Source organism: Streptomyces purpureus, from assembly GCF_014648195.1.
GTDB lineage: Bacteria > Actinomycetota > Actinomycetes > Streptomycetales > Streptomycetaceae > Streptomyces > Streptomyces purpureus.
The window spans coordinates 75119-95552 of record NZ_BMQQ01000002.1 but is presented as its reverse complement, the minus strand read 5'-3'; the positions used below and the strand labels follow the sequence as shown (position 1 = coordinate 95552).

Genomic DNA, 20434 nt, shown 5'->3' with positions numbered 1-20434 from the left:
CCGGGGAGCAGCGGCGGCACGGCGGGCTCATCGGCCCCGCGCGCACCGGCTTCCCCGGCGGACACGGGGAATGTACAGCAGGCTCAGCGGTCCCAGTGCCCGCCCGGTTCCTGCGGCCAGACAGGCGTGGCCTGCGGGAACACGGGAGCCTGTACGCCCGGCTGCTGCGGGAAGACGGGGGCCTGAACACCCCCCGGACCGGAGGGGAACACCGGTGCCTGGCCGCCCGATCCGGACGGGAAGACCGGCGCCTGGACGCCCATCTGCTCGGGCACCCGCACCTCGACCCGGGCCGCAGGCAGGGGCGTCGGCGGAGCCGAGAAAATGCGGCGTTCCTGCACTTCCAGGCTGATGTTGTTCCATTTGTCCGTGAAATACACCACGGCGGTGCGCTCCAGGTCCGTACCCTCGATCGACCCGAACACCACCGGCCGCCGTGCCGTGCGGTCCACGGTCTTGCCGAGGGCCCGCCCGAACCGGACCGTGCGCTCGACACCCTCCGCCCGCAGCCGCAGGAAGCAGTCCCATGTGCCATGGGTCAGCGGCCCGCCGCGCTCGGCGGTGTTGAGGTCGAGGTCGAGGTCGAATCCGGCCATGGAGTGGTCCGCACCGTCCGAACCCGCCTTGGCCGCGAGGGCGGGGGTGGCGCGTACCGTCACCGGCACCGCCACCTCGGTCTGCGTCTGGCGGCGGCGCAGCACGAACTCGGTCGTCATGCCGGTGGTCGGCAGGACGTCGATGTACGCGTAGCCGGACAGCCGCAGCTTCCCCTCGTGCCACTCCAGCTTCTGGAGCCGCTGCGGCGTACGTACCGAGTCGGTGACGTCGTACAGCTCGTCCGGCAGCCCCGCGCGGGGATCCCGGAAGAGCGGATGCGCGCGGTAGAGCCGCCCGTTGTCGATGACGATCGGGGCCGGGCCGCTCGGGGTGTGATGGGCCAGCGCGTCGAGGGCGAGGTCGTTGCCGTGCAGGAACGCGTACAGCTGGATCCAGGCGAGCTGGGACAGCTCCTTGGACATGTCGTCGGTGAAGTGCGTGGCGCACAGGGCGCGGCTGCGGTCGAGCACCTCCCAGGCGAAGGCGGGGTCGGCGGCCCGGGACCGTACGGCCGGGAGGATCGCCTTGCCGAGGAGGTTGCGGATGTGCCGGCCGAGCATCCGGCGGCGGCCCACCGGATCGGTGACCCGGTCGGAGACCAGCTGCATGACCCTCTCGATGTGCTGCACGGTCTCGGCGGCGGTCCGGCTGCGCGCGGTGATGTTGCCGCCGTCCTCGCGGCGGCGCAGGAAGTAGCCGTCGTAGTCGCCGACGACGGAGATGGTCCGGGCCGCGAGATAGGCCTCGGTGACGAAGAGCTGGTCCTCGCCGAACCACAGGTCTTCGGGGTAGCGGATGCGGTGGGTCTCCAGCATCTCCCGGCGCATCAACTTGGCGCTGTGCAGCGAGCGGTAGACCTCCGAGCGGTAGAGGTCGGCCCGCTCGGCGTGCTTGTGCGCCTTGTCCGCGACGGCCCGGCCCAGGCCGACGAGCTTGGGCAGGACGACGTCGCTGTCCTGCGCGTCGGCCATGGCGACCAGCCGCTGGAGCGCCTCACGGCCCAGGTAGTCGTCGGCGTCCACGACGAAGGTGAACCGGCCGCGGGCCAGGTCGAGCGCGCGGTTGCGCGGCCGGCTCGGGCCCCCCGTGTTGGGCTGGTGGATCACCTGGAGCTGCGGGTACGCCCGCGCGTACCGGTCGAGTTCGGCCCCGCTGCCGTCGGTGGAGCCGTCGTCGACGGCTATCACCTCGATGCGGTCGAGTCCTATGGACTGGCCGAGGACGGAGTCCAGGCACTCCGTCAGATAGGGCATGGCGTTGTAGACCGCGATGATCACCGACACATCGGGGGCCGATGCCGGGGCGGTGCTGAAGAACGGCGTGGTCATCGCGGATCCGGATCCTTCTGGTTCTTGAGCAGTGAGGCTTGACTGTGGATTGTATGACCGGCCCGGCCGGGGACTTCCACCCCGCCCCCCTTCCGCCGGAGCGAACCTCCCACCTAATTGGCGCAGGTTGAGCCACGACCGTTCGCCGGGAACGCATTCGCATATGACGATGAGGAGGTCAAGAATCCCGGAAGGAGCGTGTCTTGCCCCGAAAAGCAATTCTGCTGTCCGCACTGTCGCTCGTCCCCCTTTCCGTGCTGGTCCATCCGGCCGCCGCGGAACATGGAACGCCGGGCGTCGACGACATGCCGAAGGCGCAGGCCTTCGACGGAAATACGGCACTTCCCTCTGTCCGGGAGGTGACGAAGCTCTGCTCCACCGGCTCCGCGTGCACATTCGCCATCGACCCGACGAAATCCCGGGAATACACGAGCGCAGTGGTGTCGGTCAGCAATGGTGTCATCAATTGCACCGACACCGAAATGCTGGTGAGGCGCACGGTGAAATTCGAGACCGGCAGCCGGGACAACATCGGCGGCGAGATCTCCGGTTCGGCAACCCTGGAGGGCACGGTAGACAACACGACGGACGTCCGCGGTGAGACCGCCGCCGAGACCGCGACGGAGAGCTCGCACACCGATCACAGCTCGCCGAAGGACAAGGGCCCCAACAGCGAGGACAAGACGTCCACGACGAACAAGACGCAGACCACCGCCGAGGCCAAGAACTCCCTTCATCTGGGGGCCAAGGCCAGCTTCACCATGGCGTTCAAGGCCACGTACTTCCATGAGTGGACCACCACGAACACCGAGCAGACGGAGGTCGAGTTCAGGATCAAGGCCAAGGACGAGATCCAGTTCGGCGTGATGAACGCCATGAGCCGGACGATCGGAAACCTCATGGTCGGCGGCACCGGCAAGATCGTGAAGAACATCGCGGTCGACAGTCCCTCGACGCTCAACTCGTCCACCATTGTGGCCCAGACATTTACAAACCCGGACAAATGCCTGAAGTTGCGGCCGTCCGGTGCGATCGCGAAGCCCCCCAAGCCGCCCGGGACCCGGGCCCGGCCGCCCGCCACGCCCGCAGTGTCCACCGCTCCCTTGCTCGACACGGACGGGCGCTGGGTCCGGATCGGCTGAGCGTCGGCAGTCCGGCGACCGGCGGTCATCGGGAAGCGGCCGGAGGAAACGATCCCTCCGGCCGCTTCCGGCTGTCGGCTACGGGGAGAGGGTTTTCTTCCCGGTCGACTTGAGCGTCGGTGCGCCCGCGGCGTTGTCCGGGGTCACTGCCGTGAGCCGGTGGTCCCCGCAGCGGTCGAGTTCGATCCGGCTCAGCGGGCCGGTCCGCTGGTAGAAGCGGTCGGCGAGGGACTGAGAGGGCGTGTCGAGCATGACGTCCATCCGGTACTTGTTGTTGGTGCTGATCAGGGCCCCGGTGACCCGCTCCCGGGACGGCTGCACCTCGATCCAGCTCACCTCACCGGGCTGCACGCTCACGGTCAGCTTGCGCTCGTTCGTCCGCGACCAGGTGAGCGGATTGGTGGTGGCCATCTGGTGGGTGTTGCCGTCCGCGACCGTGAAGCCCGCCGCGATCTGCCGCCCCAGCCGGTCGCGGCTCTTGGCGATGTTGTCCCGGGGGTCCAGCGGGGCCGGCGGCTTCTTCTGTACGTAGTACTGGGAGATGCTGTCGTAGGGGAACTCGTCCCACTTCAGGACGCGTTCGTCGGGCAGCGCGTTGCGGGTGCAGTTGAGATAGACGTCCCCGAGCATCCGGGGCCGGTCGTAGTACTGGTAGGAGTACCGAGCGTCCTTCTCGAACGTGCAATGGGTGTCGCTCGTGTTGCAGTGGGTGACGACCAGACCCGGGTCGATGACCGTGTGTAGGTCGTACGCCTCCGGCAGCGGCATCACGGTCTTCTTCACCGAGGTGTCCACCGGCGCCGGAACCTGCTCGCCGGTCACCCGCGTCACCAGAGGACCGCAGGACCTGTTCGCGCCTTTCTCCTCCGAGACGAAGGAGACCAGCGGATTGTTCTCCCCCGCGGTGAACGAATAGGTCCGCCCCGTCGCCCACTTCGCCGAACCCACCTTCGTGGACGGCTCGGTGGTGTACGCCTGGCTCTCACCGCCCGTGGCCATGACCCGGTACTTCTGTCCGGCCGCCAACTGCGTGGCGGTGCACTGCGCGTACGTACTGGGACTGTCGTCCCACGCGACCCTGACCACGGCGCTCTTCTTCACTCCCCACAGGCGCGTGCTGACGGTGAGGTCGCCGTTCCAGTTCAGCGTCGCGGCTTGGAACGCACCGGGGTGACCGGCCAGGTCCGCGGCGAACACAGCACCGCCGGTCTGGCCGGCCCCGGTGCCCGACCAGTCGTCATGTCCGGTCGCGTGGGTGCCCGCCTTGGCCTGCGGAGCGGCGAAGGTGCCGTTGAGGACCTCCACCGGAACCTCCCCGGCGGCGGACGCCGGACCGGCCAGGGAGCCGAGCACCAGTGCTCCTCCGACGGCCGCCGTCGTACCACGTCTGACATACCGATGTGACACCCTGTCTCCTTTCGCGGGCCGACGGCCCGTACGGTCAGCAGAACCACCAGTCGCCCGGAGGCACGACCACGTCATCGGGGGTGAGGCGCCCGGAGATCCCCGTCCCGCAAAGTTCCTGCCGGGCCGCGTCGGGCTTCGTCTCGCGTTCGGTCTTGGAGAACTTGTCCTGGGTCGTCTTCTGGTCGGAGATCCCCTGCTTCTCCTCTGCGCCGTCCCCGGCGACCGACTGCAGGCAGTCCCGGCTGGAGGCAGGGCACTGGTTGATGGCGTCCTTGTTCGCGGCCTGGTCCGTACAGGCCGGATTGGGCGGGGCGCCCTCGTCCTGCTTCGCGCACGGATCCGTGGCAGCGGCCTTCGGCACCTGTTCGGCCCGCACATCGGTCATCAGCGGACCGCAACTGACGTGGGCGCCCTTCTCCTGCGAGGTGAACACGACCCTCGGGGCGTCCCGCGTGGCAAGGAACGTGAACGTCCTGTCCCGCGTCCACGCGGCCCCGCCGACCTGGCCCGGCTTGGTGGTCACCGGCTTCTCGGCGGCGTCGCCGCCCTCGACGGACACGGTGTAGCGCTGACCGCCCGCGAGCTGGGCCGCCGTACATGACGCGTACGTACTGGAGCTGTCGTCCCACCGCACCGTCACCTTGGCGCCCTCCCTCACCGCCTTCAGCGTGGTCCCGATCGCCCCGGCGCCGGACCAGTTGAGTGAGGCGGCCTGCAATCCCGACGGGTGGGCAGCGAGCGTCCTGCCGTATACCCCGCCCTCGCCGGTCCAGCCGACGAGAGGGCTCTGCCATTTCTGGCCCTTGTCCTCCTCTACCAGCGGTGCGGCGAAGTCGCCGTTGAGCACGCCGACCCGGAGCGGTTCGACGCCGGCGTTCGCGTTCGCGTTCGCGGACCCGGACACGGGCTGGGCGACGAAAGCCGAGAAGGCGAGGGCGATTCCCGTGAGGACGGCGAGGGGAGAGCGGATTTCTCGATTCTTCATACGCTTCCTTCCAGGAAAGCAGCGCCGGTTCGCATTCCCGGCGCACCGGCCGCTCTCATCCTCGGCACGGCGGGGAGGACTCGGCGAGCGCTGCCGAGCCCAACTCCGCTGTTCGGGTACGGGGCAGCTCCACTGGCTCAACTTCCTGACCATTGGCGTGAATTAGTGAGGTGGCCGGAAGGCAAACGGCCAAGGAGGGCTACGCATCAGGTCGGATTGTCAGATTCGCAGAAAGGAGCACATCGTATGAACGCCATCCCATCCCGCCGCCGCAGGCCCACCGCCCGGACCACGGCCGTGCTGTTGGCCGCCGGTCTCGGACTCGCCGCGAGCCCGCTGCTGACAGGTTCCCCCGCCGCCGTCGCCGAGGAGCACCAGGTCCTCAGCTGGGGCTCGAACGAGGGCGGACAGCTCGGCAACGGCAGCAACACCGACCGCTGGACGCCCGGCTCGGTCGCCGGCATGAACCGCAGCGACATCACGGCCCTGGCGGCCGGAGGGGCGGGCAGCGACAACTCGTTCGCCATCGCCCTGCGCAAGGACAAGCAGATCGACGCCTGGGGCCACAACGCCTCCGGCCAGCTCGGCAACGGCAATCGCCACAGCCAGATCGTGCCCAGCACCGTCACCGGTCTGACCGACGTCACCGCAATCGCCGCCGGCGCCTCGCACGCCCTGGCGGTCAAGGACGGCCAGGTATGGGCCTGGGGCGACAACCGCTATGGCCAGCTGGGCAACAACCTGACCGACACGTCCCACACCGTCCCCGTAGCCGTCCAGCACAGCTTCCCCACCGTCAAACAGGTCGGCGCGGGCTGCGACTTCAGCGTCGCCCTGGACGACGCCGGCGGCGTCTGGACCTGGGGCCGCAACGTCCATGGACAGCTCGGCACGGGAGACACGGTCAGCCGCAGCGTCCCGCAGAAGGTCGAAGGACTCCCGGTCATCGCGGAGATCGCCGTCGGCTGCGGCCACGTCATCGCCCTGGCGACCAACAACGGCACTGTCAAGGCCTGGGGATACAACGTCTACGGCCAGCTCGGCAACGCCTCCACCGCCAGCAGCCCCACTCCGGTCGACGTACGCGGCCTCACCGAGATCGACTCCATCGCCGCCGGAGCGTTCCACAACTACGCGGTCAAGGCCGGAAAGACCGTACTGGGCTGGGGCAACAACGGTCAGGGCCAGATGCTGGAGCCGGACGCGACGACTCCCGCGGACCTCACCACCACCCACCGCACCACGCCCGTGGTGATCCCCGGCCTGGAGTCCGTCACAGCCATCGCGGCGGGCCACACCCACAACCTCGCCGTACGCGACGGATCGGTCATCGCCTGGGGCAGCAACGGCAAGGGCCAGCTCGGCAACGGCACCAACATGTTCAGCCGCGCCCCGGTCACCGTGCTCCCACCAGAGCGCAACATCCAGAAGGTCGTCACCTCGCTGCTCGGCCACACCAGTTACGCCCACTGACCCAACACATCCGTCAAGGAAGGGAACGTCTCCGTGAACACAGCAGCGGTAGGCACCACGCAACGCCCGAGCAGGCCGGTGGCGACGATACTCGCCGCGAGCACGCTCGGTCTCGCCCTCTTCGCCGGTTCGACCCCGGCGGCGGCCGAGGCTGCCCCGCACGACCCGTGGGTGTACAGCTGGGGCCCCAACGGCGCCGGGCAGCTCGGCAACGGCACCACGACGGAACGCCTGAACCCCGGGCCCGTCCTCAACCTCGCCCGTGCCGACGTCAAGTCCATCGCGGCCGGTGGCTTGGACGCGAACACCGCCTTCGCCGTCACCCTGCTCAAGAACGGCACCGTGAAGTCCTGGGGCAAGAACGCCTACGGGCAGCTCGGCAACGGCACCACCAACGACCAGACGGTCCCGGCGAGCGTTGTCGGGCTCACGGGCGTGGAGGCTGTCGCTGCCGGCCGTCACCACGCCCTCGCCCTCAAGGACGGCCGGGTTCTCGCCTGGGGCCGCAACGATGTCGGCCAGCTCGGCAACGGCAACTTCGGCACAGGCACCCCCGAGGTCACGGCGAAAAGCCCGGTCGACGTCCAGAGCCTGGAGAACGTCACCGCCATCGCCGCCGGAGCCGAGTACAGCCTCGCTCTCAGGGCGGACGGCACCGTCTGGGCCTGGGGATCCAACGTGTGGGGCACCCTCGGCAACGGAAAGTCGGGCAAGGACACCCCGGCCGCCCCGAACCACAACACCCCGCAGCAGGTGCCCGGGCTCACTGGTATCACCGACATCGCGGCAGGCGCCTGGCACGCCCTCGCACTCACCAAGGACCACACCGTGAAAGCCTGGGGTTACAACTCCTCGGGCCAGATCGGCAACGACGCCTTCAGCTCCACCGTGCCGGTCAGTACACCGACCGATGTGAAGGACTTCGGCCGGGCGGTGGCCCTCGCCGCCGGCGGTCACCACACCCTCGCCCTGCTCGACAACGGCACGGTGAAGGCCTGGGGCGCGAACGCCAGCGAACAGCTGGGCGAACGGCAGGACCAGCCGCCCGCGCCGACGTTCCGCACCACGCCCGTCCTGGTGAAAGGGCTGACGAGCGTGAAGGAGCTGGCCGCCGGCTACGCCACCAGCCTGGCCGTCCTGGAGGACGGATCCGTGGTCGCGTGGGGCAGCAACAGCAACGGCCAGCTCGGCGACGGCACGAAGACCAATTCCAGAACACCGGTGATGGTGCTCCCGCCGGGCAGCGGCATCAACCATCTCGCGGCGGCCCGGGACGCCTACAGCGTCTACGCCTACTGAGCCGCTCATACGCGGGACAGTGCCCCGGCGGCCGTCTCCCCCAGCACCCGCGTGAGACGCTCCAGGTCGCCCGGGGCCAGGGGATCCATCACACACAGCCGCACCCCCGGCACCTCCGTCTCCGCCCCGCCCGTGGAGGAGACGGAGACCCCGGAGGCCCGCAGCCGATCCGACCACTCCCGGTCCGAATCCGCCGACCCCGTCGTCAGGTTGACCACGGCCAGATCGGGTGCGGTCCGGCTGACCAGCGGCCCGTCCCCGGCGGCGAACGCCTCGTGCAGCGCCCGGGCCGCGCGCAGGCAGCCCCCGAGCAAGCGCCCGTACCCGCCCGTGTCCAGCCCGACGATCCGGTGCGCCGTCCACACCGCCGCCGCTGCCGCACCCGGCCGGGCGCCCTCCAGGGTGTACGGCGCGAACGGCAGCCGTTCGCCGTCGCCGTCCGCACCGAACGGCCCTGGCCGGGTCGACACCGCCCGGACCGCACGCCGGTCCCGCAGCACCAGCGCCCCAGCCGGGTAGGGCGCCCGGCCGCACTTGTGAGGGTCCACGGTCACCGAGTCGGCCAGCGGCAGGGCCCGGAACGCGGCCCGCACCTCCGGCGTGAGCAGCGCCTCGTCGACCGTGCGGAAGTAGCCGCCGTACGCCGCGTCCACATGGATCCGGAACGACACCCCGTACGTCCGCTCGCACTCCTCGCGCAGCCGCAGAACGGCCGGCAGATCGTCGACGGCGCCGTGGCTGGTGGTGCCCAAGGTCACCACGACGGCCGTGACGGGCCGCCCGGCGGAGCTCAGCCGGTGTACCCGCGCCGCGAGGTCGGCCATGTCCATCCGGTGACGGGGGCCGACGCCGACCACCTCCACCTCGCCGCGACCGAATCCCAGGAGATCGGCCGCCTTCTCCCAGGCGTAGTGGGCGTTCCGCCCGTACAGCAGGGTGCCCCGCACAGCACGCCCCCGCAGGTTCCGGGCGATCCACAGCGCCTCGTAGCCGGCGGCGTGCCCGCCCGAGCACAGATGCGCCCATCCGGTCGTGGGGTCGTGGCCCACCAGCCGGCACAGATCGTCCGCGACCTCGTGCTCCAGCGCGGTGGTGACGGGGGAGGCCTCGGGCGCGATGTTGTTGGGGTTGTAGAGAAGCGCGCAGAGATAGGCGAGCGTCACCTCCAGGGGAGTGTCCGCCGTCATGTGAGCGAGGTGTCCCGGCGCGGGCCAGGGCGTGGACTCCTGGGCGAGCCGCGCGGAGAGTGTCCGCAGGAGGTCCCGTGCGCCGGGGGGGAGGGGCCCGCGCGGACCGCCGGTGCAGGCGGCCCGCCAGCGGTCGTGGTCGGCGAGGAGGTCCCGTACGAGGTCCAGCGCCCTGGAGTGGGAGGGGTCGGTCACGCCGGGCCCAGGAGGTGGGCGGCGATCCGCTCGTGGGCGAGCTCCAGCTGGTCCCAGGCCCGGTCGCAGACCTTGATCAGTTCGGGGAACTGCGCGGGCGACAAGGACTTCAGATGGTCGCGCCCGATACGGCTGTGGTCCTCGTCGACGGCGGCGTGCAGGTCGAAGTACGACTCGTCGGGCGCGCCGGAGTGCGGGAAGGCGACGCGGGTGCGCCGGCCGAAGACGTCGCAGCTCGACTCGACGACCAGATGCACGATCACGATCTTGGCGGCTTCGTCGGCGCCGTGCATCTGCATGAGGAACCAGTGGCCGGCGGCTTCGAGCACGGGGTCGTACACGCCGGTGTCGACCCCGTGCCGCTCCCGCAGCAGCACGTCGTGACCGAACTCCTCACGCAGGTGGCCCGCGTAGAGCTCGCGCAGCCGCTCGTCGGCGCAGACCGCCTGCCGGGCGAGCAGCATCCGCTGGAAGTAGACCGACCAGACGTAGAGCGCGGAGAGGAATCGACGGCGCAGGGCGGGGTCGCGGCCGACTCTGCCGTCGTCGAAGGGGGCGAAGAGCCGGTGCTGTCCGTAGCGGCGCAGCCGCTCGGCGTTGTGCCGTTCGAGGTCGGCGTACGCGGCGGAGGCCGCCTCCGTGAACCGGACCCGCGGCCCCTGCTCGTCCTCGTACAGTCCCGCGCCCTCGAACTGGACTGACAGACCGTGGAATTCCTCGCCGGGCAGAGTCTCGAACCCGTGCCGGGCGCCGGGCGGCACACACACCGTGTCGCCCTCGGCCAGCGTCTGCTCACAGTCTCCGACCAACCGCGCGGACCCCTTGCAGACGAGGACGGCCGACTTCGTGGGGTGATCGTGGACGTCGAGGCGCTCGCCGTCGCGCAGCCGCACCCAGGCCAGGGAGAGCCGGCCGTGTTCGGGGAGGAAGCCGGCCAGCGCGGGGTGGCGGCGGAAGTCGCGGTGCTCGCCCAGGTGGTGGAGCTCCCCGCCGACCTCGACGGAGGTGAGGACCCTGATGTCGTCGCGGGCCACCACCGACGGCCGCATGGGTGCGCGCGCCTGCCGGGGGGTGACGTCCAGGGTCGGAAGAGCGTTCATGACACGTCCTCAACTTCTCGGGGAGTTCAGTGGACCGGACATGGCCGGGGCGACCCGGCCGCGGCTGCGAGAGCCGCGGTGATCCGGTCGTTCTCCGGCGGCGTGGCGACCGAGAGGCGCAGGTGGCCCGGCCAGCCGTCCGGTTCGACGACGGCGTCGAGACCGGCGGCGGCCAGCGCCTGCGCGGCCCGCGGCGGGGCTGTGACCTCGATGGTGACGAACCCGGCGTCCGCGTGGACCCGACGTACCAGCGGACTGTCCGCCAGAGCCTTGGCCAGCCGGGTTCGTTCGGCCACGAAGGCGTCGACGCGCCGGCGCAGTGCAGGCACGTCTGTGAGTTCGGCCAGGGCCGCGTCGACGACAGGACCGGGGACGGGGAACGGGGACTGGGCGGCACGCAGGGCCGCCAGGGCGACCGGGTCGGCGAAGACGGCGCCAAGTCGCAGGTTCGCGAGGCCGAGCCCCTTGGACATCGAGCGCAGCACGACGAGCCGGGGGTGCCGGGCGACCAGGTGACGGTGGGAGGGCCGGGGGGCCAGCTCGGCGTACGTCTCGTCGAGGACGACGAGGCCCGGGAAGCGCTCCAGGAGTTCGCGCAGCGTGTCCGGGGCGAGGTGCGTACTGGTCGGGTTGCCCGGATCGCACAGCAGTACGCCTTTGATGGGCAGGGCCAGCAGCGTGTCGACGTCGAGCTCGTCGTGGCGGCACCCGCGCAGCGGCACGGCGTACCGCCGAACACCGTGCAGGGCGGCAAGCCGGTCGAAGAACCCGAAGTTCGGCGGTGTCACCGCGAGTGCGTCGGCGCCTGGTTCGAAGAAGGTCCGCAGGACCAGCTCCAGGGCGTCGACCGCGCCCCGGGTCAACAGAGGGTCGCCAGGGGCGGAGGACGGGCCGGGGGCGGGAGGTTCGAGTATGTCCAGCGTTTCGCGATAGCGCAGGGCCAGGGCGCGCAGTCCGTGGTCGGGATATCGGCCGTACGCCCTTGAGAAGGTGTTCTCGTTGAATCGGAGATTCACCAGGCCTCGGCCTTCCGGGCGGGGACTGAAAGGGCCGACGGGAGGGAGTTCGCGGACCGTGGGGCGGACGAGGTCGCCGATGTCGGCGTGCATGGAGCGGGTCTCCTCGTTGGGCGGAGACCCGGAAGACCGGAAGGAGAAATTCCCGGTCTTCCGGATGTCCGAGTGGGCGATCCCTGGATCAGAACTTTCCGAAGGACCAGTTCCCGGGCGCGGTCGGATCGTCGCTGCGGTAGAACTCCTCGACGCCCTTCGCGTACTCCGCCTTGGAGACGAAGCCGTCACCGTCCATGTCGAGGTGCTGGAAGCCCTGCTCGCTGTCGGCGGGGGCCACGCCGAGCTTCTGGTCCATCCGCAGCCACTCCTGGCGGCTGATCCGGCCGTCCTGGTCCGAGTCGATGACGTCGAACGACATCTTCCCGAGCTTGACGGCTTCGTTCATGACCTGGGTGATGTCGGCCGCGCTGATGAACTCGTCGCGGCTGACGCGCTGGTCGCCGTCGGCGTCCAGGGTCTTCTGCAGGGCCTGCCACAGCCGGTCGGCCTCCGTGCGGAGGGCTCTGGACTGGGGGGAGCCCTCGGCTCCCGCCGCCTCGGTGATTCTGTCGGCGAATTCCCGCAGATCGCTCTGCTCGATGAATCCGTTTCCGTCGATGTCGAGCAGTTCGAAGTGGCGCTGGAGCTTCCGCTGCTTGAGGGCAGCCGTCATGTCGTACTCCTTGTGGGGGGTGTTCCCGGGATTGGGATGTCCGGGAGGGGCCGATCGGGGTGAAACGGCGACAACCGAATCGAACTGCCGGTCCCGTACTCATCCTTGGGAGTACGGAAAAGACATGTCAATACGTGTCCCTCGGCTGGCTCAAGGTCTTCCGGAGGGGGCGCATTCAGGCGTGCGGGGGCTGGTTCAGGGGGCGTGTGGTGGTTGCGGGTGTGCAACCGCAGGCCCGCGTGTCGCTCACTCAAGGTGACGAGTGGTTCGCTTGTGGCTACGTAGAGTAATCGCATCCGGTCGTCCGGCCGGCTGTCAGCGGAATCAGGAAGGTGTGACCGATGTCGGTCGACACGAGCAGGCCCGCGGTGGCGATCACCACCCAGGAGCGCGTCCAGCAGAGCCTCAGCACGGCGGCCGCGAGGAACCTCGCGACCACCACCAAGTCCGAACCCCAGATGCAGGGCATCAGCTCGCGGTGGCTGCTGCGCAAGCTTCCCTGGGTGCACGTGCCGGGCGGCACCTACCGGGTCAACCGACGGCTGTCGTACACGGTCGGCGACGGCCGGGTGACCTTCCTGAAGGACGGCTCCAAGGTCCAGGTCATCCCCGCCGAGCTCGCCGAACTGCCGCTGCTGCGCGGCTTCGACGACCTGACGGCCCTCGGCGCGCTGGCCGCGAAGTTCGTCCAGAAGGAGTACGAGCCCGGCCAGGTCATCGTGCACGCCGGCAAGAAGGCCGACCACATCTACATGATCGCGCACGGCAAGGTGGAGAAGGTCGGCACCGGAAAGTACGGCGACGACACCATCCTCGGCCGGCTCGGCGACGGCGACACCTTCGGCGGCCAGCTCCTCGCAGGAAACGGCGCCAAGTGGGAGTTCACCGCCCGGGCGGCGACCTCGGTGACGATCCTCGCCCTGCCCGTCTCCGCGTACAAGACCGTCGCCGGGCAGTACGACGGGCTGCGAGAGCACGTCCAGGCACTGGGCGCCAACGGCCACAAGGTCAACAAGCACGGCGAGGCCGTGATCGACATCAGTGCCGGCCACGTCGGCGAGGCGGTCCTGCCCGGCGCGTTCGCGGACTACGAACTCACCCCCCGCGAGTACGAGCTGAGCGTCGCGCAGACCGTCCTCAAGGTGCACAGCAGGGTCGCCGACCTCTACAACCAGCCCATGAACCAGACCCAGCAGCAGCTGCGTCTGACCGTCCAGGAGCTGCGCGAGCGCCAGGAGTACGAGCTGGTCAACAACCCCGAGTTCGGACTGCTCCACAACACCGACTTCGAGCAGCGCATCCAGACCCACTCCGGGCCGCCCACCCCCGACGACCTCGACGACCTGCTGAGCATGCGCCGCGGCACCCAGTACATGTTCGCCCACCCGCGCGCCATCGCCGCCTTCGGCAAGGAGTGCAACAAGCGCGGCATCTCCCTGGGCAGCGTCGACGTCGACGGCCACCACATCCCGGCCTGGCGCGGTGTGCCGATCCTGCCCTGCGGCAAGATCCCGGTCACCGAGCACCAGAGCTCCTCGATCATCGCCATGCGAACCGGCGAGGACAACGAAGGCGTCATCGGACTCTTCCAGACCGGCATCCCCGACGAGGTCGAGCCCGGCCTCAACGTACGGTTCATGGGCATCGACGCGCAGGCGATCATCTCGTACCTGGTCACCACCTACTACTCGGCCGCGATCCTCGTCCCGGACGCCATCGGCATCCTCGAGAACGTCGAGGTCCGTCCGCGTGCCTGACCGCCTCCCCGCCACCACCGGTGAAGGAGGGCCGAGCCGGTGTCCCTGCTGACCCGGATCTCCGCCGCGGCCTCGGCGCACCAGGCGGCGGAGCTCGTGAGCGCCCTGCTGACCAACCCGGCGCGCCCCGCGCGCCCCGACCTGCTGGGGCCGGGATCCTCGGTCCGTTCGGGGCGGCCGGAGGTGCGCCGCGCCCTCGGCGGCCCGTCGGGGCTCGGCACCGCCGCGGCCCGCGCGCTCATCCCGCAGCCCTCCCCGGGCGCGTCGCAGATCGCCGCCCCGCGCCCGCCGACCCGCCCCGCCCTGCCCGCGCTCGGCCCGCCCACCGGGCTCGGCACCTCCGCTGCGCGGTTCTCCGCGCAGGGGCGACAGGACGGCGAACCCCGGCCGGAGACCGGCGCCAAGCGCTCCGCCCCGCCCGTGCTGTACTGTCCGCCCGCCGCCCGTGACGACCGCGCGCTCGGCGACGCCGTCAACGAACGCCTGGTCGCCTGGGCCGAGGAGGTCGGGATCTACCCCGGCCGCCTCGACATGGTCAGGACCGCCAACTTCGGCCGCCTGATGATGCTCGCCCACCCCGAGACGGACGACCCCGACATGCTCCTCGCGGCCGCGAAGTGCGGTCTCTCGGAGTGGGCCGTCGACGACCACATCGTCGACTGCGAGGTGGAGGAGGCGCGCCACGAGGTGCTGGGACAGCGCCTCGCAATCTGCCACTCCGTCATCGACCAGGCCCAACTGCCCCTGCGCTACGCCCCCCAGCTCGAAGCGGTCGTCCGCAAGGACCCCGTGGCGGTCGCCCTGCGCTCCGCCCTCGACGGCCTCTCCCGCTACGCCACCACGACACAGGTGCGCCGGCTCCGCCACGAACTGGCCATCATGTTCGTCGCGTACAACCAGGAGGCGGTCTGGCACACCACCGGGCAACGGCCGCCCGTCTGGGAGTACCTGATGCACCGGCACGAGAACAGCTTCATCCCGTGCATGGTGCTCGTCGACGCGATCGCCGGCTACGAGGTCCCGATGGCCGAGTTCTCCGACCCCCGGGTGCGCCGCACCTTCAACCTGGCCGGTACCGCGACCGTCCTGATGAACGACCTCTACTCGATGGGCAAGGAAGACCCCACGGACTTCAGCCTGCCCATGCTGATCGCCGCCGAGGAGCAGTGCTCCCTGGAGGAGGCCGTCGAGCAGAGCGTCCTCATCCACGACGAGCTGATGCACACCTTCGAGGCCGAGGCCTCGGCCCTCGCCGCCACCGGCTCCCCCGAACTCGGCCGCTTCCTGGCCGGATCCTGGGCCTGGGTGGCCGGCAACCGCGAGTGGCACGCCGGCAGCGGCCGCTACAACAGCTGACCCCCTCCACGCCAACTCCCCACGCCAACCCCACTTCACCCCCCCCACCTCACGCAAGGAGCCCCCGTCCCCATGACCACAACCGCCCCCATGACCGACGTCCTGCGCACGGAGTACCAGAAGTCCGTCGCCTCGTACTGGAACACCAATCAGCAGGACCCGGTGAACCTCCGCCTCGGCGAGGTGGACGGCCTCTACCACCACCACTACGGTCTGGGCGAGTACGACCCATCGGTCCTGGAGGGCGACGAGTCCACCCGCGACCAGCGCATCATCGAGGAGCTGCACCGCCTGGAGACCGCGCAGGCCGACGTCCTCCTGGACCACCTCGGTGACATCGCCCCCGGCCACCTCCTCCTCGACGCCGGATCCGGCCGCGGCGGCACCAGCTTCATGGCCCACGAGCGCTTCGGCTGCCAGGTCGACGGGGTCAGCATCTCCGAGTACCAGGTCGGCTTCGCCAACACCCAGGCCGAGGAGCGCGGGGTCGCCGACCGGGTGCGGTTCCACTTCCGGAACATGCTCGACACGCAGTTCCCCACCGGCTCGCGGCGCGCCATCTGGACCAACGAGACCACGATGTACGTCGACCTGTTCGAGCTCTTCGACGAGTTCTCCCGGCTCCTCGAATACGGCGGTCGCTACGTCTGCATCACCGGCTGCTCCAACGACGTCACCGGTGGCCGCTCCAAGGCCGTCAGCCGCATCGACGAGCACTACACCTGCAACATCCACCCGCGCAGCGAGTACTTCAAGGCGATGGCGGCCAACAACCTCGTGCCGATCAACGTCGTCGACCTCACCCCGCAGACCATCCCCTACTGGGAGTTGCGGGCGAAGTGTTCGGTGGCCACCGGCATCGAGGACCCCTTCCTCACCGCCTACAAGGAGGGCAGCTTCCACTACCTCCTGATCGTCGCCGACCGGATCTGAGCCCCGGCGCCTGCCCGCTACTTCTCCGCTGCGGCCGGGAAGTAGCGGGTGAACGGCTCCGGGCCGATCCCCATCACCTCCCCGAACGGAGAGGCCAGATGGTGGATGACCAGGCCCAGGAAGACCGTCAGCACCACCATCCCCATCGCCATCACCAGATGACTGACGCTCCGGCCGATGCGGAAGAAGAACAGGATGCAGACGGACAGGATGGCGCCGATCAGTAGTCCGGCCCACATCACCGGCGACAGCGTCTCCCGCGAGTCCGCCTCCCGCCCCCTGCGGGCGTCGTCCAGGGTGCCGAGCTGGGCGAGCAGCTCCAGGGCGGTGACCTGCTGGTCCATGGTGGCGTCGGGCGGGGCGGCGGACGCCTCCCGCAGCTGACGCAGCAGCACCCAGCCGTCCTCGCCCAGGCCGTCGCCCTCGGCGAGCCGCGGCCACTCGTCCTGGGCGACATGGGTGGCGTACACCGCCGCCAGCTCGTTGATCCGCCGCTGCTGGTCCGGCGGCATTCCCTGGGCGACCACGGTCATCTGATGCAGCGAACCCGCTTCGGCGACGGTGTGCCCCTCGGCGCTGTCCCGCAACTCCCAGACAGTGACCAGGGCGAGACCGAGCAGCAGCGCGTACAGCAGGGCGATCATCATCGACATGTACTCGGCCGCCTCCTCGCCGTCCCCTTCCTCCTCCTCGGACGGGCGGAAACGGCGCCAGACGACGACGGCGGCGGCGGCGATCATCGCGGCGAGCAGCGCCAGGGCGACCATCTCGACGACGTGCTTCATGACGCTCCCTCGGGCGGGCGGCGGTCCGGCGGTCGTACGGTCACAGCCGGCGGCTCGCCAGCATGGCGACGAGCGCCGCCGGAATCAGCAGCAGGAGCAGCGACATGGCGACGGAGATCCCCTCTTCGCGCCGGGGCGAGCCGCCGGCCGCCCGGACGGGACCGTTCTGGTTGGCCGGATTCGTCTGCTCGGTCTGATTGTTCTGAGCTGCCCGGTCCGTCTGGTCCGTCTGGTCTGTCTCCCCGGTTCGGTCGGCTGGGTCTGCGGGGTCTGCCGGGTCTGCCGGGTCTGCCGGGTCCGCGGGGTCCGCTGGGTCGGCCGGGTCGGCTGGGTCGGCTGGGTCTGCCGGGTCTGTTGCCGGAGTCGTGGCGGTGACCGGGCCGAGCGTCGGCGTGGCGATTCCGGCGGCCACCGCGAAACCGGGGGCCGCGGGGGCGGCCGGAGCAGCCGCGGCGGCGGCAGCAGCGGCAGCTTCTGCGGCGTCCGCAGCTGCGGCGGCTGCCGCGGCCTCACTGTCCGCGGCGGACTCACCGATTCCGGCGGCTCCGGCGGCGGTTCCGGCGGCGTCGCCGGCATCAGCGGCTTGGGCCTCCCCGCCGAGCGCGAGGGCGGCGAGCGGGGGGACCACGGCGCCGGGGGCGGCCGGTCCGGCGGGAGGAGCGGGCGCCGGGGCAGGGGCGGCGGGCGCGGCAGGGGCGGGGGGTGGTGCCGCTCCCGCTCCCGCAGCTGCACCGGCCGCTCCCGCTCCCGCAGCTGCACCGGCGGCGCCTGCTGCACCTGCCGCCCCGGCAGCACCGGCTGCACCAGGCGCCCCAGCCGCCGGGATCCCGGCTGCACCAGGCGCACCAGGCGCACCGGGTGCACCGGCCGCCGGGGCCGCAGCGCCCGGCGCGGTCCCGGCCGTCGGAGCCGCCGGAGTGCCGGGAGCTGCCGGCGTGGCTGCGGCCGCCGGAGTCGTCGCCACCGCCCCCGGAGACGGCGTGGCCGCCGCCGGGCTGGTGGGCTGCCCGGGTACCGCCCGTGCCGTGCCCCGTACGGCGAAGTGGTCCGTCGCCCGCGCCAGAAGCACCGGCGGGGCCTTGGCGCAGCCCTTCGGGTCGATCGTGGACAGCCTGTCACTGCCCCGGACCACGGCCGCGCTGCGGTACGCCCCCGGCCGCAGCCCGGTCAGCCGGGCCTCGCACACCACCGTCCCCCCGGCGGGTACGAGCAGCACCGGCGTGCGGTGCCCCGCGCAGGTGATCCGGGGCGGGCGCAGGTCCAGTTCGGTGAGCCGGGCCCCGTACACCGGCCGGTTGCCGGAGTTGCCGACGGTGTACCTCACCACCGCCCGCGACGCCTGGACGGAGGTCACCGACACCCACAGCCGCAGGGTTCCGCCCACCCCCTGGTACCCGGCGGTGGCCGAGGCACGGGGCCGCAGACCGAGGGAGGGGACCTGGGCCTCGGCGTGCGCGGTCGTGGTGTGCCGGCCGGCCGTGGCGGTGAACCGCGCCGTACAGACGACCCCGCTCATTCCGCGCAGCCAGAACGACCGCCCGCCCGGACAGCGCACCACGCCGCCGGGCACGGCCGGGTCCCTCAGCGTGACCCGGTGCAGATCGGCGCCCGAGCGGTTGACGATCCGGTACTTCTTGACCACCGGGTGCCCCACCCGCACACCCCGGCGCTCCGCCTCCCGGCCAGGGCGGTTGTTGACGGTCACGGTCAGCCCGAGCACCCGGGAACCGACACCGTCGGCCGCGGCCGGGCGGGCGGTCAGCCCCCCGGCCGGGGCGGCCAGGAGCAGCGCTCCGGCCAGCAGCAGGAGCGTGCGGGTACGAGTGACGGGCCTGACCCTCATGGCGGGTACTTCCTCCCGGGCCTCGAACACGGCGGACTGCCGCCAGCGTCGGCCGAAGTATCCGGCGCGTCCGGTGGTGACACCGGTGATTGCGCTGGTCGTGCGGCGAATCCACTGCGATGGCGGAGGCGCGGCGCCCCCGTAGAGGAACCGTCAAGAGGGCGCGCCGGGCCGTATGGGAGGCGTCAACGGCGGCGGGAGCCTGGCTGAAAGGCGATTTTCTCATCTGGTCCGAGAATCCGTTCTTCATCCAGGAGCTCACGATGGCCGACCTGGCCTTCGTCGTCACCACGGTCGCGGTCTTCGCGCTGGTGGCCTTCATCGCCAAGGGGGTGGCCAAGCTGTGACCGCCGAGAACATCGTCGGCCTGATCGTGGCCGCCGCCCTGCTGGGCTATCTCGTCCTCGCCCTGCTCAAGCCGGAGAGGTTCTGACGGTGACATCAGTCGCTGCCGCTGCGGGGGGCATGAGCCCCATCCTCGCCGCGGTGCTCCAGTTCCTCGCCCTGACCGCGGCGCTCGCACTGGCGTACCGCCCCCTCGGCGACCACATGGCCCGGGTGTACTCCTCCGGCAAGCACCTGCGCGCCGAGAAGTGGATCTACAAGAGCATCGGCGCCGACCCCGACACCCAGATGCGCTGGCCCGCCTACCTGCGCGGCGTGCTCGCCTTCTCCGCCGTCGGCGTCCTCTTCCTCTACCTGCTCCAGCGGGCCCAGGGCTCGCTGCCCGGCTCGCTCGGCTTCGCCTCGATCGACCCGGACCAGGCGTTCAACACCGCCGCGTCGTTCGTGGCCAACACGAACTGGCAGTCGTACGCCGGCGAGCAGGCCATGGGCCATGTCGTCCAGACCGGTGGCCTCGCCGTGCAGAACTTCGTCTCGGCGGCGGTCGGCATCGCGGTCGCGGTCGCGCTCGTGCGCGGCTTCGCCCGGTCCCGTACCGGTGAGCTCGGCAACTTCTAGGCCGACCTGGTCCGCGGGGTCGTCCGCATCCTGCTGCCGATCTCGGTGATCGGCGCGCTCGTGCTGGTCGCCTGCGGCGCCGTCCAGAACTTCGCCGGCATCCACGAGGTCGGCCAGTTCACGGGCGGCTCGCAGCAGTGGAACGGCGGCGCGGTCGCCTCCCAGGAGGTCATCAAGGAGCTGGGCACCAACGGCGGCGGCTATTTCAACGCCAACTCCGCCCACCCGTTCGAGAACCCCAACGGGCTCTCCAACCTCTTCGAGATCTTCCTGATCCTGGCCATCCCGTTCGCCCTGACCCGGACCTTCGGCCGGATGGTCGGCTCCCTCAGGCAGGGGTACGCTCTTCGACCCTAAGC

Annotated in this window: 17 protein-coding genes and 1 pseudogene; 9 read left to right on the top strand and 9 right to left on the bottom strand. The window is 70.6% G+C overall.

What is annotated here, in order from left to right:
* Positions 1-83 precede the first annotated feature (83 nt).
* The gene (locus IEZ01_RS04205; protein WP_189199949.1) at positions 84-1925 is read right to left on the bottom strand and encodes a glycosyltransferase; all 1842 of its coding nucleotides are present in this window, start codon (positions 1923-1925) and stop codon (positions 84-86) included.
* A 203-nt stretch (positions 1926-2128) separates the two neighbouring features.
* Between IEZ01_RS04205 and IEZ01_RS04200 the strand changes: the two genes are divergently transcribed.
* On the top strand, positions 2129-3067 hold the full coding sequence (locus IEZ01_RS04200) for a hypothetical protein (protein ID WP_189199947.1): 939 nt from the start codon (positions 2129-2131) through the stop codon (positions 3065-3067).
* A gap of 78 nt (positions 3068-3145) precedes the next feature.
* On the opposite strand, the gene IEZ01_RS04195 is transcribed toward IEZ01_RS04200, so the two are convergent.
* Positions 3146-4420, bottom strand: coding sequence for a hypothetical protein (locus IEZ01_RS04195; RefSeq protein ID WP_189199945.1), 1275 nt, complete (start codon positions 4418-4420; stop codon positions 3146-3148).
* 88 nt (positions 4421-4508) lie between these two features.
* Positions 4509-5459, bottom strand: coding sequence for a hypothetical protein (locus IEZ01_RS04190; protein WP_189199943.1), 951 nt, complete (start codon positions 5457-5459; stop codon positions 4509-4511).
* 246 nt (positions 5460-5705) lie between these two features.
* Here IEZ01_RS04190 and IEZ01_RS04185 point away from each other — a divergent pair, with 246 nt between their 5' ends.
* Both IEZ01_RS04185 and IEZ01_RS04180 read left to right on the top strand, forming a co-directional pair.
* Positions 5706-6932, top strand: a complete 1227-nt coding sequence (locus IEZ01_RS04185) for an RCC1 domain-containing protein (protein WP_189199941.1) — start codon at positions 5706-5708, stop codon at positions 6930-6932.
* 33 nt (positions 6933-6965) lie between these two features.
* Positions 6966-8231 carry an RCC1 domain-containing protein gene (locus tag IEZ01_RS04180; protein ID WP_229832672.1) on the top strand — a complete coding sequence of 422 codons (1266 nt, stop codon included), beginning with the start codon at positions 6966-6968 and terminating at the stop codon, positions 8229-8231.
* 5 nt (positions 8232-8236) lie between these two features.
* Here the strand turns inward: IEZ01_RS04180 and IEZ01_RS04175 are convergent, their stop codons facing one another.
* The 4 genes from IEZ01_RS04175 to IEZ01_RS04160 form a co-directional block, all read right to left on the bottom strand.
* Complete coding sequence (locus tag IEZ01_RS04175) at positions 8237-9613, bottom strand: pyridoxal phosphate-dependent decarboxylase family protein (RefSeq protein ID WP_189199939.1); 1377 nt, start codon at positions 9611-9613, stop codon at positions 8237-8239.
* The gene (locus IEZ01_RS04170; protein WP_189199937.1) at positions 9610-10713 is read right to left on the bottom strand and encodes a cupin domain-containing protein; all 1104 of its coding nucleotides are present in this window, start codon (positions 10711-10713) and stop codon (positions 9610-9612) included. Before IEZ01_RS04170 ends, IEZ01_RS04175 begins: the two co-directional genes overlap by 4 nt.
* A gap of 26 nt (positions 10714-10739) precedes the next feature.
* The gene (locus tag IEZ01_RS04165; protein ID WP_019890272.1) at positions 10740-11822 is read right to left on the bottom strand and encodes an aminotransferase class I/II-fold pyridoxal phosphate-dependent enzyme; all 1083 of its coding nucleotides are present in this window, start codon (positions 11820-11822) and stop codon (positions 10740-10742) included.
* Positions 11823-11910: 88 nt separating this feature from the next.
* On the bottom strand, positions 11911-12438 hold the full coding sequence (locus IEZ01_RS04160; protein WP_019890273.1) for an EF-hand domain-containing protein: 528 nt from the start codon (positions 12436-12438) through the stop codon (positions 11911-11913).
* 341 nt (positions 12439-12779) lie between these two features.
* On the opposite strand from IEZ01_RS04160, the gene IEZ01_RS04155 reads away from it, so the two are divergent.
* From IEZ01_RS04155 to IEZ01_RS04145, 3 genes are all read left to right on the top strand, one after another.
* Positions 12780-14195: a family 2B encapsulin nanocompartment shell protein gene (locus IEZ01_RS04155; RefSeq protein ID WP_019890275.1), complete on the top strand. Its 1416-nt coding sequence runs from the start codon at positions 12780-12782 to the stop codon at positions 14193-14195.
* A 39-nt stretch (positions 14196-14234) separates the two neighbouring features.
* Positions 14235-15551, top strand: coding sequence for a family 2 encapsulin nanocompartment cargo protein terpene cyclase (locus IEZ01_RS04150; protein ID WP_189199935.1), 1317 nt, complete (start codon positions 14235-14237; stop codon positions 15549-15551).
* Between the two features lie 72 nt (positions 15552-15623).
* Positions 15624-16484 carry a geranyl diphosphate 2-C-methyltransferase gene (locus tag IEZ01_RS04145; RefSeq protein WP_028798110.1) on the top strand — a complete coding sequence of 287 codons (861 nt, stop codon included), beginning with the start codon at positions 15624-15626 and terminating at the stop codon, positions 16482-16484.
* A gap of 17 nt (positions 16485-16501) precedes the next feature.
* Here the strand turns inward: IEZ01_RS04145 and IEZ01_RS04140 are convergent, their stop codons facing one another.
* Positions 16502-17269, bottom strand: coding sequence for a bestrophin-like domain (locus tag IEZ01_RS04140; RefSeq protein WP_019890280.1), 768 nt, complete (start codon positions 17267-17269; stop codon positions 16502-16504).
* 40 nt (positions 17270-17309) lie between these two features.
* Positions 17310-19112 (bottom strand): hypothetical protein, encoded by a 1803-nt coding sequence (locus IEZ01_RS04135; protein ID WP_189199933.1) that lies wholly within the window; start codon positions 19110-19112, stop codon positions 17310-17312.
* Positions 19113-19231: 119 nt separating this feature from the next.
* Between IEZ01_RS04135 and IEZ01_RS04130 the strand changes: the two genes are divergently transcribed.
* The 3 genes and pseudogenes from IEZ01_RS04130 to IEZ01_RS04120 all read left to right on the top strand — a co-directional run.
* On the top strand, positions 19232-19459 hold the full coding sequence (locus tag IEZ01_RS04130) for a hypothetical protein (protein ID WP_078513437.1): 228 nt from the start codon (positions 19232-19234) through the stop codon (positions 19457-19459).
* A complete protein-coding gene (gene kdpF, locus IEZ01_RS04125; RefSeq protein WP_019890282.1) occupies positions 19456-19545 on the top strand; it encodes a K(+)-transporting ATPase subunit F in 90 nt (29 codons plus the stop codon). The genes IEZ01_RS04130 and kdpF overlap by 4 nt, the downstream gene beginning before the upstream one ends.
* Before the next feature lie 32 nt (positions 19546-19577).
* Positions 19578-20423: pseudogene (locus IEZ01_RS04120) on the top strand (potassium-transporting ATPase subunit KdpA); the annotation flags it as partial.
* Between the last annotated feature and the right edge of the window lie 11 nt (positions 20424-20434).

What these genes read in the sequence shown, in the direction of transcription:
- IEZ01_RS04190 (WP_189199943.1), bottom strand. Translation starts at nt 5,459, where the DNA reads ATGAAGAATCGAGAAATCCGCTCTCCCCTCGCCGTCCTCACGGGAATC.
- IEZ01_RS04165 (WP_019890272.1), bottom strand. Translation starts at nt 11,822, where the DNA reads ATGCACGCCGACATCGGCGACCTCGTCCGCCCCACGGTCCGCGAACTC.
- IEZ01_RS04140 (WP_019890280.1), bottom strand. Translation starts at nt 17,269, where the DNA reads ATGAAGCACGTCGTCGAGATGGTCGCCCTGGCGCTGCTCGCCGCGATG.
- IEZ01_RS04205 (WP_189199949.1), bottom strand. Translation starts at nt 1,925, where the DNA reads ATGACCACGCCGTTCTTCAGCACCGCCCCGGCATCGGCCCCCGATGTG.
- IEZ01_RS04130 (WP_078513437.1), top strand. Translation starts at nt 19,232, where the DNA reads ATGGCGGAGGCGCGGCGCCCCCGTAGAGGAACCGTCAAGAGGGCGCGC.
- IEZ01_RS04170 (WP_189199937.1), bottom strand. Translation starts at nt 10,713, where the DNA reads ATGAACGCTCTTCCGACCCTGGACGTCACCCCCCGGCAGGCGCGCGCA.
- IEZ01_RS04155 (WP_019890275.1), top strand. Translation starts at nt 12,780, where the DNA reads ATGTCGGTCGACACGAGCAGGCCCGCGGTGGCGATCACCACCCAGGAG.
- IEZ01_RS04185 (WP_189199941.1), top strand. Translation starts at nt 5,706, where the DNA reads ATGAACGCCATCCCATCCCGCCGCCGCAGGCCCACCGCCCGGACCACG.
- IEZ01_RS04160 (WP_019890273.1), bottom strand. Translation starts at nt 12,438, where the DNA reads ATGACGGCTGCCCTCAAGCAGCGGAAGCTCCAGCGCCACTTCGAACTG.
- IEZ01_RS04135 (WP_189199933.1), bottom strand. Translation starts at nt 19,112, where the DNA reads ATGAGGGTCAGGCCCGTCACTCGTACCCGCACGCTCCTGCTGCTGGCC.
- IEZ01_RS04145 (WP_028798110.1), top strand. Translation starts at nt 15,624, where the DNA reads ATGACCACAACCGCCCCCATGACCGACGTCCTGCGCACGGAGTACCAG.